General features: G+C 71.7%; 12 protein-coding genes and 1 pseudogene. 8 read left to right on the plus strand and 5 right to left on the minus strand.

Annotation, left to right across the window (positions count from 1 at the left end; translation table 11 throughout):
- Positions 1-176, minus strand: a 176-nt coding sequence (locus tag BKE38_RS33855; protein ID WP_131829682.1) for a helix-turn-helix domain-containing protein, incomplete at its 3' end; no start/stop codon positions are given.
- 164 nt (positions 177-340) lie between these two features.
- On the opposite strand from BKE38_RS33855, the gene BKE38_RS22070 reads away from it, so the two are divergent.
- Genes BKE38_RS22070 through BKE38_RS22095 form a run of 6 tightly spaced genes read left to right on the plus strand, consistent with a single transcriptional unit; the run spans position 341 to position 6,807 of the window.
- Positions 341-1,666, plus strand: a complete 1,326-nt coding sequence (locus tag BKE38_RS22070) for an aspartate aminotransferase family protein (protein WP_076959396.1) — start codon at positions 341-343, stop codon at positions 1,664-1,666.
- Between the two features lie 35 nt (positions 1,667-1,701).
- Positions 1,702-2,766 (plus strand): ABC transporter substrate-binding protein, encoded by a 1,065-nt coding sequence (locus BKE38_RS22075; protein WP_076959397.1) that lies wholly within the window; start codon positions 1,702-1,704, stop codon positions 2,764-2,766.
- Position 2,767: 1 nt separating this feature from the next.
- Positions 2,768-3,820, plus strand: coding sequence for an ABC transporter ATP-binding protein (locus BKE38_RS22080; protein WP_076959398.1), 1,053 nt, complete (start codon positions 2,768-2,770; stop codon positions 3,818-3,820).
- Complete coding sequence (locus BKE38_RS22085) at positions 3,801-4,673, plus strand: ABC transporter permease (RefSeq protein ID WP_083747770.1); 873 nt, start codon at positions 3,801-3,803, stop codon at positions 4,671-4,673. Before BKE38_RS22080 ends, BKE38_RS22085 begins: the two co-directional genes overlap by 20 nt.
- Positions 4,660-5,466: an ABC transporter permease gene (locus BKE38_RS22090; RefSeq protein WP_076959399.1), complete on the plus strand. Its 807-nt coding sequence runs from the start codon at positions 4,660-4,662 to the stop codon at positions 5,464-5,466. The genes BKE38_RS22085 and BKE38_RS22090 overlap by 14 nt, the downstream gene beginning before the upstream one ends.
- A 9-nt stretch (positions 5,467-5,475) precedes the next feature.
- Positions 5,476-6,807 (plus strand): NAD(P)/FAD-dependent oxidoreductase, encoded by a 1,332-nt coding sequence (locus BKE38_RS22095; protein ID WP_076959400.1) that lies wholly within the window; start codon positions 5,476-5,478, stop codon positions 6,805-6,807.
- Position 6,808: 1 nt separating this feature from the next.
- Here BKE38_RS22095 and BKE38_RS33685 read toward each other — a convergent pair whose 3' ends face one another.
- From BKE38_RS33685 to BKE38_RS22115, 4 genes are all read right to left on the minus strand, one after another.
- Entirely contained in the window at positions 6,809-8,905 is a 2,097-nt protein-coding gene (locus BKE38_RS33685; protein ID WP_076959401.1) for a hybrid sensor histidine kinase/response regulator, read from the minus strand.
- A 108-nt stretch (positions 8,906-9,013) separates the two neighbouring features.
- Positions 9,014-9,826: an ABC transporter ATP-binding protein gene (locus tag BKE38_RS22105; protein WP_076959402.1), complete on the minus strand. Its 813-nt coding sequence runs from the start codon at positions 9,824-9,826 to the stop codon at positions 9,014-9,016.
- Positions 9,820-10,902, minus strand: a complete 1,083-nt coding sequence (locus BKE38_RS22110) for a FecCD family ABC transporter permease (RefSeq protein ID WP_083747771.1) — start codon at positions 10,900-10,902, stop codon at positions 9,820-9,822. The genes BKE38_RS22105 and BKE38_RS22110 overlap by 7 nt, the downstream gene beginning before the upstream one ends.
- Complete coding sequence (locus tag BKE38_RS22115; protein WP_083747772.1) at positions 10,899-12,053, minus strand: ABC transporter substrate-binding protein; 1,155 nt, start codon at positions 12,051-12,053, stop codon at positions 10,899-10,901. Before BKE38_RS22115 ends, BKE38_RS22110 begins: the two co-directional genes overlap by 4 nt.
- 245 nt (positions 12,054-12,298) lie before the next feature.
- On the opposite strand from BKE38_RS22115, the gene BKE38_RS22120 reads away from it, so the two are divergent.
- Both BKE38_RS22120 and BKE38_RS32315 read left to right on the plus strand, forming a co-directional pair.
- Entirely contained in the window at positions 12,299-12,553 is a 255-nt protein-coding gene (locus tag BKE38_RS22120) for a hypothetical protein (RefSeq protein ID WP_076959403.1), read from the plus strand.
- 104 nt (positions 12,554-12,657) lie between these two features.
- Positions 12,658-12,837 (plus strand): annotated as a pseudogene (locus tag BKE38_RS32315) (hypothetical protein); the annotation flags it as partial.

The following is a 12,837-nucleotide window of genomic DNA, read 5'->3' on the forward strand; positions in this document are numbered from 1 at the left end:
AGATAGCCCAGCGCCGCCAGGCTGAGCGCCCGCCGCGACAGGGTGGAGCGCGTCAGCCCGAGCTGCTCCGCCAGCACCAGCCCGGCGAGCGGCCGCGGCGAGGCGGCCACCGCCTCCAGGATCTGGAAGCTCTTCTGCACGGCGGTGGGAATGGGGGGGGTGCCGGGGGGGATCATGCGGGACAGCTGTTACGCCAGAAGCGCGGCAAAGAAAATCCCGTATTTTGGGAGTCGATCCTGCATATTGACATCGGTCCGGAATCGTCATGTGCTGACGGCCAAGCGACAAAGCGGGAGGCAGCCAGGCCGGCCAAGCCATCCCGAAGGGGGAGGGGAGCGCCATGAGCCGCATCCTGCATCGTAGCCTGCGCAACGAACCGCTGCTGGCCGTCTCCGGCCGCGGCCTGATGGTCCAGGGGGCGACCGGCGCGCCGGTGATCGACGCCTCGGGCGGCGCCGCCGTCGCCTGCCTCGGCCATGGCGACGAGCGCGTGGTCGAGGCCATCACCCGCCAGGCGCGGCAGATCGCCTATGCCCACACGGTCTTCTTCACCTGCCAGGCGGCCGAGGAGCTGGCCGATCTGCTGGTCGGCCATGCGCCGGGCGGGCTGACCCACGCCTATTTCGTCTCCTCCGGCTCGGAGGCGATGGAGGCGGCGCTGAAGCTGGCGCGCCAGTACTTTCTGGAAATCGGCCAGCCGCAGCGGCACCGCTTCATCGCGCGGCGGCAGAGCTATCACGGCAACACGCTGGGCGCGCTGGGCCTCGGCGGCAATTTCGCGCGGCGCGAGCCCTACACGCCGATCCTGGCCGACTGCTTCAGCCATGTCTCGCCCTGCTTCGCCTATCGCTTCCAGGACGCCGGCGAGAGCGATGCCGACTATGTCGCGCGCCTCGCCGCCGAGCTCGAGGACGAATTCCAGCGGCTGGGGCCCGACAAGGTCGCGGCCTTCGTCGCCGAGCCGATCGTCGGCGCCACCTCCGGCTGCGTCACCGCGCTGCCCGGCTATTTCCCGGCGATGCGCGCGGTCTGCGACCGGCATGGCGCGCTGCTGATCCTGGACGAGGTGATGTGCGGCATGGGCCGCAGCGGCACCCTGCATGCCTGGGAGCAGGAAGGCGTCGCCCCCGACATCCAGACCATCGCCAAGGGGCTGGGCGGCGGCTACCAGCCGATCGGCGCCATCCTGGCGCAGGGCCGCATCGTCGAGGCGCTGGCGGCCGGCTCCGGCGCCTTCAAGCACGGCCACACCTACCAGGCGCATCCGGTGGCCTGCGCCGCGGCGCTGGCCGTGCAGCGCATCATCCGCGAGGACAACCTTCTGGCCAATGTCCAGGCGATGGGCGCGCGGCTGGAAACCGCGCTGCAGGAGCGCTTCGGCAACCACGCGAATGTCGGCGACATCCGCGGCCGCGGATTGTTCTGGGCGCTGGAATTCGTCGAGGACCGGGCATCCCGGAAGACCTTCGCGCCGGCGCGAAAGATCAACGAGGCGGTGAAGGACGCCGCCATGGCCGCCGGCGTGATGATCTATCCGATGGGCGGCACCATCGATGGCCGCCAGGGCGACCATGTCATCATCGCGCCGCCCTATATCGCGCGGCCCGAGGATATCGACGAGATCGTCGCGCGGCTCGGCCGCGCCGTGGATGCCGTGCTGGGCTGACGACGAAGAACAACAAGCAAGAGGGAGGAAGCAGGATGCCTGTCATCACGCGTCGCGGCCTGCTGCAGGCCAGCGGCCTGATCGTGCCGAGCCTTGCAGCGCCCGCCTATGCCCAGGGCGCGCCGCCGTCCAAGCCCGACCGCATCGTCGTCAACGCCTCGGGCGGCGCCATGGCCAATTTCCTGCGCCGCGCCTATTTCGCCGATTTCGAGCGCGAGCACGGCATCCGCGTCATCGACACCTCGCCGGTCGACTTCGGCAAGCTGCGCGCCATGGTCAACAGCGGCAATCCGGAATGGACGGTCACCGAGATCGGCGGCCAGGACGCCGACCGCGCGCGCGAGATGAACCTGGTCGAGCCGATCGACACCTCGATCGTCGACCTGTCGAAATATCCGGCGATCGGCCGCCAGTCGCATATCTTCGTGGGCTCGGCCTATTCCACCGTGCTCGGCTTCCGCAGCGACGTCTTCAAGGACGGCAGCCACCCCAAGGGCTGGGCCGAGTTCTGGGACGTGGCGCGCTTCCCCGGCGCGCGCTCGCTGCGCAACCATCCGGTGGACAACCTGGAATTCGCGCTGCTGGCGGACGGCGTGCCGATGGACAAGCTCTATCCGCTCGACATGGACCGCGCCTTCCGCAAGCTCGACCAGATCCGCCCGCATATCGCCGTCTGGTGGAGCACCGGCGCGCAGCCGGCGCAGATGCTGGTCGACAAGGAGGTGGTGCTGGCCACCGGCTGGAACGGCCGCTTCTTCGAGCTGGCCAAGAAGAACGCGCCGGTCGGCTCGGAATTCCGCGGCGGCTCGCTGAAGAGCAGCGCCTGGGGCATCCCGCGCGGCACCCGCCACGCCTATTGGGGGCAGAAATTCCTGCAGACCATGACCAATCCGAAGCTGCAGGCGATCTATGCGACGGAGCTGTCCTATGCCGGGCTGCATCCGGACACGGTGAACTACGTCGCCGAGGAACTGCGCCCGCTGCTGCCGACCGCGCCGGCCAACCTGGCGCAGCAATTCTGGCTGGACGTCGCCTGGTGGACCGAGAATGGCGCCCGCGCGCAGGAACGGTGGAACCGCTGGATGCTGCAGCGGGGCTGAGATGCAGCTGTCCGTCACAGGCATCATCCGCCGCTTCGGCCCGGTCGCAGCCCTTGGCGGCGTCGATCTCGACGTCGCCGAGGGCGAGTTCCTCACCATCCTCGGCCCCTCGGGGTCGGGGAAGACCACGCTGCTGAAAGCGATCGCGGGCTTCGAGATCCCGGACGAGGGCGCGGTGCGGCTGGGCGGCCAGGACGTCACCCTGGCGCCGCCGCGCAGCCGCGAGGTCGGCATGGTGTTCCAGAACTACGCGCTGTTCCCGCATATGAGCGTCGCGCAGAACATCGCCTTCCCGCTGGAGATGCGCCGCCGCCCGCGCGCTGAGGTGCGCGAGCGCGTCGCCGAGGCGCTGCGCCTGGTCGAGCTGGACAGCTTCGGCGACCGCCTGCCGCGGCAATTGTCGGGCGGGCAGCAGCAGCGCGTGGCCCTGGCCCGCGCCATCGTCTTCAACCCGCGCCTGCTGCTGCTGGACGAGCCTTTCGGCGCGCTGGACCGCAAGCTGCGCGAATCGCTGCAGCTGGAGGTGCGGCGGCTGCAGCGGCGGCTGAAGCTGACGACGCTGTTCATCACGCATGACCAGGAGGAGGCGCTGATCATGTCCGACCGCATCGCGGTGATGGACAAGGGGCGCATCCAGCAGATCGGCCTGCCCGGCGAGCTCTATGCCCGCCCCGCCAGCCGCTTCGTCGCCGACTTTCTGGGGGAGTCCAACCTGCTGGAGGGCCGCGCGCGCAACGGCGTGGCGGAGCTGGCCGGCTTTGGCGCCGTGCCGCTGCCGCCCGCGCAGCCCGACGGCAAGGTCACGCTGCTGCTGCGGCCGGAGGCGCTGCGCATCGGCGCGTCGACGGCGGCGCTGCCGTGTCGCGCCGAAGCTGTCGTGCTGGACACGGTGTTCCTCGGCCAGTCGGCCAAGCTGCGGTTGCAGCTCGATGGCGGCACGGAAATGCTGGCGCGGCTGCCGCTGCGCCCTTCCGACCCGCCGCCGCCGCCTGAGGGCAGCCGCGTCGCGCTGGGCTTCGCGCCGGAGGACCTGCATGTCGTCCCCCAGGGCTGAGACGCCGGGCGCAAACCGCCGGCTGATGGCGCGCCGGCGCGAGGCCGGGCTGCTGCTGCTCGGCCTGCCGGCGCTGCTGCTGCTGGCGCTGGTCTTCGCCTGGCCGGTGTTGCGGCTGCTGTCGCTCTCGGTCGAAGGCGGCACGCTGGCGCATTTCGAAAAAGCGGCGCTGGACGGGCTCTATGTCACCGTGCTGCTCGACAGCCTGCGCATCGCGGCGCTGGTGACGGCGATCTGCCTGGCTCTGGCCTATCCGGTGGCCTTCTGGCTGTCGCGCGCCGGGCGGCTCGGCCTGGCGCTGGGCATGTTCGCGCTGCTGCTGCCCTTCTGGACCAGCGTGCTGGTGCGCACCTATGCCTGGATGGTGCTGCTGGGCCGCAACGGCATCGTCAACCGCATGCTGCGCGACGCCGGCTGGATCGAGGCGCCGCTGCCGCTGCTGCACAACACCACCGGCGTGCTGATCGGCATGGTGCATGTGCTGCTGCCCTATATGGTGCTGCCGATCTATGCAGCGCTGCTGCGCGTCGATCCCGACCTGTCGCGCGCGGCGGAAGGGCTGGGCGCGCCGGCCTGGCGCAGCTTCCTGCGGGTGACCTTCCCGCTGTCGCTGCCCGGGGTCTCGGCCGGCTGCGCCCTGGTCTTCGTCCTCTCGCTGGGCTTCTTCATCACGCCGGCGCTGCTCGGCGGCGGCCATGTCATCATGATCTCCATGCTGATCGAGCAGCAGGTGCGCGAATTCCTCGAATGGCCCTTCGCCGCGGCGCTGTCGACCGTGCTGCTGCTGGCCACGCTCGCCATCTACGCGCTGATCGGCCGGCTGACACGGGGGGCGCGCCTTGCCACGCCATAGGAATCGCGGCGGCAGCATCCTGCTCGGGATCTTCGCAGCCCTGGTCTTCTTCTTCCTGCTGCTGCCGCTGCTGGTGGTCTTCCCGATCTCGCTCTCTTCGGCGGCCTATCTGCAGTTTCCGCCGCCGGGCTTCTCCTGGCAGTGGTACCAGCGCTATCTGGACGATCCCGGCTGGATCGAGGCAACCATCCGCAGCCTGCAGGTGGCGGCGCTCTGCACCGTGCTGGCCATGGGGCTCGGCGTGCCGCTGGCCTTCTTCCTGAACCGCTCGCGCCTGCCCGGCATCCGCGTGCTGGACCGGCTGACGGCGGCGCCGATCATCGTGCCCACCATCATCCTGTCCATCGCGCTCTACGGCGTCTTCGCCCGGCTGCAGCTGATCGGCGAATGGTATGGCGTCGCCATCGCCCACACCATCCTGGCGCTGCCCTTCGTCGTCATCCTGGTCGGCGCCGGGCTGCGCAGCTTCGACGCGGCGCAGGAGCAGGCCGCGGCCGGGCTGGGTGCCGCCTGGCCCTGGATCATCTGGCGCGTCACCCTGCCGCAGCTGCGGCCCAGCCTGGTCTCCGCCGCCTTTCTTTCGTTTGTCAGCTCCTTCGACGAGCTGGTGCTGGCGATGTTCCTGTCGGGGGCGTCGATGACGCTGCCGAAGAAGATGTTCGACAATATCCTGATGGAGATCGACCCGACCATCGCGGCGGTCTCGGTGCTGCAGATCCTGCTGGTGGCCGTGGCGCTCGGCCTGACCAGCCTGTTCGGCCGCGGCGCCCTCACCACCACCATCACGCGCTGAGGCAATGCCATGGACCCCTCGATCTTCCATCCCGACTTCAAGCCGCGCCCCTATTGGTGGGAGGCGATCGACATGGGCGGCGACGACCCGGCCGACGAATTGCCGGCCCGCGCCGACGTCGTCATCGTCGGCGGCGGGCTGACCGGGCTGAACTGCGCCATCGAGCTCGGCCGCGGCGGCGCCAGGCCGCTGGTGCTGGATGCCGAGCCGCTGGGCTTCGGCGCCTCCACCCGCAATGGCGGCGGCGTCTCCGGCGGCAACAATGTCGGCAAGGGCCTGTCCGGCGCCAAGGGACGGCAGAGCCCGGAGGAAATGCGCGACTGGCTGCGCGCCATCATGGGCGACGCCTCCGAGGGGCTCGCGCATATCGAGGCGCTGGTGCAGCGCGAGGCGATCGACTGCCATTACGAGCGCACCGGCCGCTTCGTCGGCGCCTGGACGCCGAAGCATTACGCCGGCATGGCGGCGAAGATCGACACGCTGAACGAGTTCGCCGCCGCCGACGCGCATATGCTGCCGCGCGAGCGCCAGCGCGAGGAGATCGCCTCCGACTACTATTACGGCGGCATGGTGGTGAACCGCACCGGCAAGATCCATCCTGGCCTGTATCACCGCGGACTGATGGCGGCGGCGCGGCGGCATGGCGCGACGCTGCTCGGGCGGACCAAGGCCGGCGCGCTGACCCGCATCGCCGAGGGCTGGCGCGTCGAGACCTCGCGCGGCGCGGTCGAGGCGCGGGAGGTGGTGATCGCCACCAACGGCTATACCGGCTCGCTGACGCCGGATCTGCGGCGGCGGCTGATCCCGGTCGCCTCCCACATCATCGCGACCGAGGAGCTCGATCCGGCGCTCGCCGCCAGCCTGATTCCGAAGCAGCGCACGCTGGCCGACAGCCGCCGCATCCTGACCTATTACCGCATGTCGCCGGACAACCGCCGCGTCATCTTCGGCGGCCGCGCCCGCTTCACCCAGGTGACGCCGGAGGTCTCGGCGCCGATCCTGCATGCGATGATGCTGCAGCGCTGGCCGCAGCTGAAGGGCACGCGCATCACCCATGCCTGGACCGGCAATGTCGCCTTCGCCTTCGACTACCTGCCGCATATGGGGGTGACGCAGAAGGGGCTGCATTACGCCATGGCCTGCAACGGCGCCGGCGTCGCCATGCTGTCCTATCTCGGCGCCGAGCTCGGCAAGAAGCTGCTCGGCAAGGCCAACCGCATGCCGGTCTTCGACGGCCGCGACTTCCCGACGCGGCCCTTCTACACCGGCCAGCCCTGGATGCTGCCGATGGTCGGCAACTGGTACCGCTTCCGCGACTGGCTCGACCGCCGCGCCGCCTGAGCTAGCGCGCGACGGCGGCGAAGGCGCGGTCCAGCGCCGCCGCCAGCTCGTCGAGGTGATAGGGCTTGCCCAGCACCTCGGCGGCGGCGGGGCCGTCATGCTCGGCCAGCACCTCGCTGTAGCCCGAGGCCAGCAGCAGCGCGAGATGCGGGAAGTCCCGCCGCAGCCGGGCGGCCAGCTGCAGCCCGTCCATTTCGCCCGGCATCACCACGTCGGAGAAGACGGCGTCGATCGCCGCATCCGCCTCGAGCAGCGCCAGCGCCGCGGCGGCGTTGCCGGCGCGGCGCGTGGCATAGCCCAGCCCCTGCAGCAGCGAGGCGGCGAAATGCGCGACGTCGTCATTGTCGTCGACCACCAGCACGGTGCGGCCGGCGCGGCGGGCGAGCGCCGCGCCGCTGCTCTCCGCCGGCGCCGCGGCGGCGGGCTGGGCGGCGGCGGGCAGCTCGGCGCGCGGCAGGTGCAGCGTCACCACCGTGCCCTCGCCCGGGCGGCTGTCGATCTGCACGTCGCCGCCGGATTGCAGCACGAAGCCATGCACCTGGGCGAGGCCGAGGCCGGTGCCCTTGGCCGGACCCTTGGTGGTGAAGAAGGGCTCGAAGACGCGCGCCAGCACGGCGGGTGGCATGCCATGCCCGTCATCGCGCACCGAGACGAAGACATAGTCGCCGGCGGCATGCTCGGCGTCGCGGTCGAGCGTCGCATTGCCGGTGGTCAGCAGCAGCCGCCCGCCTTCCGGCAGCATGGCGTCGCGCGCATTGGCGGCGAGGTTCAGCAGCGCCGCCTCCAGCCGGCCGGGATCGGCCATCACCGGCCAGAGGCCGGGCAGCAGGTCGGTCTCGATGCGGATGCGGGGCCCGAGCGTGCTGCGCAGCAGCTCCGCCATGCCCGAGATGCGCGCATTCAGGTCGAAGGCCTCCGGCTGCAGCGCCTGGCGGCGGGCGAAGGCCAGCAGGCGCCCGGTCAGCTCGCGCGCATTCTCCGCCGCCTTGCCCATGCCCTCCAGCACCGCGGCCCGCTGCGCCGCGCCCAGCGCCGGCATCGCCAGCAGCGAGACGCCGCTCGCCACCACCTGCAGGATGTTGTTGAAGTCATGCGCGATGCCGCCGGTCAGCTGGCCGATCGCCTGCAGCTTCTCGCCCTGGCGCAGCGCCTCCTCGGCGCGGCGGCGCTCCTCCACCTCGCGCAGCAGGGCGGCGGTGCGCTCCTCGACCAGCCGCTCCAGCGCCTCCTGGTGGCGGCGCAGCGTCTGCTCGGCGGCGCGCGCCTCGGTGACGTCGCGGGTGGTGCCGGCGACCGCCTCGACCTCGCCGCTGTCGCCGATCACCGGGACCAGGATGTATTCGTAGAGGCGCAGGCCGAAGGCGCCGTCGAAGGGCACCTCGCCGCGCACCGGCTGGCGGGTGGCGATGACCTGGTCGATCTCGCGGTCATGCATCGCCGCATGCCAGTCGGGATAGCCGAGCTCGAGGCAGTTGCGGCCGATCGCCTCGTCCCAGCTGCGCCCCCACATCTGCAGCAGCACCTTGTTGGCATAGACGAAGCGGTGGTCGAGCCCCCAGACATAGGCCAGGTCCGGCGTGTTGGTCAGGATCGCCTCGTAGAGCCGGCGCTGCCGCTCGGCCTCGGCCTGGCTTTCGGCCAGCGCCGCCTCGGCGCGCTTGCGCTCGGTGATGTCGCTGGCGGTGCCGAGCCATTCCATCACCGCGCCGGTGGCATCCGGCACCGGCACGGCGCGCGACAGCGTCCAGCCCAGGCTGCCATCGGCGCGGATGACGCGATGCTCCAGCTCGAAGACGCAGCGCGAGCGCAGCGCCGCCTCGATCGCCGCCCGCACCTCGGGCTGGTCGGCCGGCAGCACGTATTTCTCCAGCCAGCCGGCGCTCGGGCGGTCGGTGTCGGCGATGAAGTCGCGGCCCTGCAGCTGGCGCATCTCGCGCCAGTCCGGGCTCATCCGGTAGACGGCGTCCGAGCTGGCGCTGATCAGCGCGCGCAGCCGCGCCTCGCTCTCATGCAGCGCCTGCCCGGGTGTCCCGCCGCCGGACGGATCCGGCACGGGCGCGGCCTGGTCGGAAGGGGAGGCGTCGAAACCGGCTGTCACGTCGGATGCGATCCTGCTGCTGGTCCCGGGGTGGCGACCTCCGCCAGCACTAGCATCGGATGCGACGGGGTGGAATGCGCGGCTGCGGCCGTGTCCCAGCCGCGCGCCTCAGCCGCGCGCGATGGCGCGTGCCACGGCGCGGGCCCGGGTCGAGCTGTCGACGGCCAGGAAGGGGATCCCGCGCGAGCAGCGCTCCAGCCGGGCGTCGACGCCATAGACCTCGCGCAGCAGGGCGGGCGTCAGCACCTCGGTGGGCGCGCCATGCGCGACGATGCGGCCGCCGCCGAGCACCGCCACCTGGTCGGCGAAGCGCAGCGCCTGGTTCAGGTCGTGGATCGCCAGCACCACGCAGAGGCCGCGCTGGCGCGACAGCTGCTGCAGCAGGTCCAGCACCTCGACCTGCCGCTGCAGGTCGAGCGCGCTGGTCGGCTCGTCCAGCAGCAGGATGCGCGGCTGGCGCACCAGCGCCTGGGCCAGGCCGACCAGCTGGCGCTGGCCGCCGGAGAGCTCGCCCAGGTTGCGCGCCGCCAGCTCCTCGATCTCCAGCATCATCAGCGTGGCGGTGACGGCGTCGGCCTCCGCATCGGTGACCGCCCAGCTCCCGCCGCCCTGCTTGCCGGCCAGCAGCACCGCCTCGAACACCGTCAGCACGGCGCTGACAGACGTGTCCTGCGGCAGGTAGCAGGGGCGGTCGGGATGCTGCGGCGGCAGCGCCTCCAGGCTGCGGCCGTCGAGCGCGATGGTGCCCGGCCCGGCCAGCTGGCCGACGATGCGGCGGAACAGCGTCGACTTGCCGGCGGCATTCGGCCCGAGCAGCGCGGTGATCTGGCCGCCGCGCAGCTCCGGCAGGGTGACGCCGCGCAGCACCGCGCGCCGGCCGTAGCGCGCTTCGACATTCTCGACGGTGAGGGTGTTCACCATGCGCGGCTCCGCGTGCCGAGGATCAGGCTGAAGAAGAAGGGCACGCCGACGAGCGCCGTCACCACGCCGATCGGCAGGATCAGCCCGGGGATGATCGCCTTGCTCAGCACCGAGGCCGCCGACAGCACCAGGGCGCCGGCCAGCGCCGAGGCCGGCAGGAAGAAGCGCTGGTCCTCGCCCACCAGCATCCGCGCGATATGCGGCCCGACCAGGCCGATGAAGCCGATGGTGCCGACGAAGGCCACCGTGATCGAGGCCAGCGCGCTGACCAGCAGGATGGTCTGCAGCCTGAGGCGCCCGACCTGGATGCCGAAGCTGGCCGCCTTGTGCTCGCCGAGGCGCAGCGCCGTCAGCGACCAGGCCTGGCGGACGAAGACCGGCCAGACGAGGGCCAGCACCGCGGCCGCGATGCCGAGCTTGGCCCAGGTGGTCCGCCCCAGGCTGCCCATGGTCCAGAAGACGACGGCGGCCAGCGCCTGCTCGGAGGCGATGAATTCGAGGGCCGCCAGCGCCGCGTTGAAGGTGAAGACCAGGGCGATGCCGAGCAGCACGATGGTCTCGGTGCCCATGCCGCGACGGCTGCTGAGGACATGGATCAGCAGCGCGCAGCCCATGGCGCAGAGGAAGGCATTGGCCGGGATGGTCCAGGCCGACCAGCCCGAGGGCAGCAGGCTGACGCCGAGCACGAAGCCCAGCGCCGCGCCGAAGCCCGCCGCCGCCGAGATGCCCAGCGTGAAGGGGCTGGCCAGCGGATTGTTCAGCACCGTCTGCATCTGCGCGCCGGCGACCGACAGCGCGGCGCCGACGACGACGGCCATCAGCGCGACCGGCAGGCGGATCTCCTGCACGACGACGGCGACCGAGACCGGCACCTCCAGCCCGAGCAGCGCGCGGATCACCTCCAGATAGGAATAGCGCGCCGGGCCGAGCGTCAGGTCGGCGACCAGGCTGCCCAGCAGCAGGACGACCAGCGCCGCCAGCAGCGCCAGCCGGCGGCGCGCCAGCCGGCGATAGGCGGCGCGGCCGGCGGCGAGGCCGCCATCCGCTGCGCGATCCTCGGCGAGCGCCGCGCTCATGCCGGCCGGTCCAGCGAGACCCAGTAGCCGGGCGCGTAGGGCAGCGGCAGGAAGCGCTCGTGGAACTCGCGGAAGGTCGCCTCGGGATCGAGATCGGCGAAGAGCCCGGGATGGATCCACTTGGCCAGCGCCTGGATCGCCACGAATTGGTAGGGGCTGTCGTAGAACTGGTGCCAGATGGCATGCACCCGGCCGCTGCGGGCGACGGGCAGGGTGCGGTAGGCCGGTCGCTCCATCAGCCGCCGCAGCCGCGCCCGGGCCTGCGCCGCATCCGCGCCCGGCCCGACGCCGACCCAGGCGCCGTCGGGCACGAAGAGCTTCCAGTTGGCGCCGGTGACGATGACGACATCCGGGCGGCTGGCGACGATCTGCTCGGGATTGACGGTGCCGAAGGTGCCGGGGATCAGGCCGGCCGCGATGTTGTCGCCGCCGGCGACGGCGACCATGCGGCCGAAATTCTCGTTGCCGAAGGACATGCAGCAGTTTTCGTCATAGCCGGCGGCGCGCTCGATCATCACCTTCGGCCGCGGGCCGGCGTAATCGCGCAGCCGGTCGGTGACGCGGGCGATCTGAGCGGCGCGGTAGTCGATCAGCGCCTGGCCCTGCGCCTCGCGGCCCAGCAGCTGCGCCAGGATGGCGATCGAGCGCTCGGCATGCTCGAAGGGCTTCTCGCGGAAGTCGATGAAGACAATCGGGATGCCGACGCGGTCCAGCTTGGCCACCAGCCCGCCCTCGTCGATGGCGACCTTGGATTCCAGGTTCATCACCACGACGTCGGGGCGCAGCGCGATCACCTGCTCGATGTCGAAGGCGCCGTCCTTCCAGCCGCCGAAGGCCGGCAGCCGGGCGATCTGCGGGAAGCGCGCCTCGTAGAGCGAGTAGCCGTCGAAATCCGCCTTGCGCAGGTCGTCGCGCCAGCCGACCACGCGGGCGAAGGGGTTCTCGCGCTCCAGCGCCGCCATCACATAGGTCTGCCGGCCCTCGCCCAGGATCATCCGCTGCACCGGGGCGGCGACCCGGACGCGGCGGCCGGTGATGTCGGTGACCTCCACGGGGCTCTGCGCCGCGGCCAGGGCGCGGGCGGACAGCATCCCTGCCGGCAGCAGGGCGGCGGCGGAAAGGGCCAGGAGGCCACGTCGGGCGGGGTGCATGCAGCGCCTCGTCAGGGTTGGGCAGGCGGGGAGGGGGCTGCGCTATAGGACATGTTGATAATGGGTCGCAATATAACGTTCGTTTAAGGTCGTCGCGGCCTGGGCCGGCGACGGCGGTCACGCAGCGGTGACCCGCGCGGCGGCAGGACCCCGGCCCGTGGCGCGAATTTTCCGGCGGCGCTGGCGGTCCATCGCAGGGGAAGGCGCATGCCCGGTGGCGTGCCTCCCGCCAAGGAGGATGGCACATGCCGCTCACGCTGCTCGTCGAGGCCCCGCTGTCGCTGCGCGAGGCGCTCGCCCGGCTGCGGCACTGGGACGCCCTGGTGCATCGCCGGACCAAGGACTATGCGGCGGCCAAGGTCGCGGTCTATGCCGACATGGACAATGCGCGCGCGGCGGCCGCCTTCACCGAGAAGGCCGCGGCGCTGATGCAGGCGATGGAGCAGCGGCACGGCTGCGAGACGATGGTCGCGGCCCTGCGCAAGGCGCCGCGCCGCTGAGCCCGGCGGCCCAGTCGGCATAGGGCGTGGTCCGCGCCATGCGGCGGTTGTAGTCGGGGGCGCCGTCCTGCCACCAGACCGGGCCGCGCTCGCCGAGCTGCTGCTTGGCCGCCTCGACCCGCGCCCGCGCCGCCGCCCTGCCCGCCGCGTCGCCCTGGCGCATCGCCGCCTGCTTCGCCCGCCGCGCCGATCCCGACCTGCCGCCCGCCCGGCGGCAGGCGCTGGTGCAGGAGCTGATGGCGGCGCGGCGGGCGAAGCAGGCGGCGATGCGCCAGGGCGACGCG

The sequence above is a fragment of the Teichococcus deserti genome (assembly GCF_001982615.1).
GTDB classification, from domain to species: Bacteria; Pseudomonadota; Alphaproteobacteria; order Acetobacterales; family Acetobacteraceae; genus Pseudoroseomonas; species Pseudoroseomonas deserti.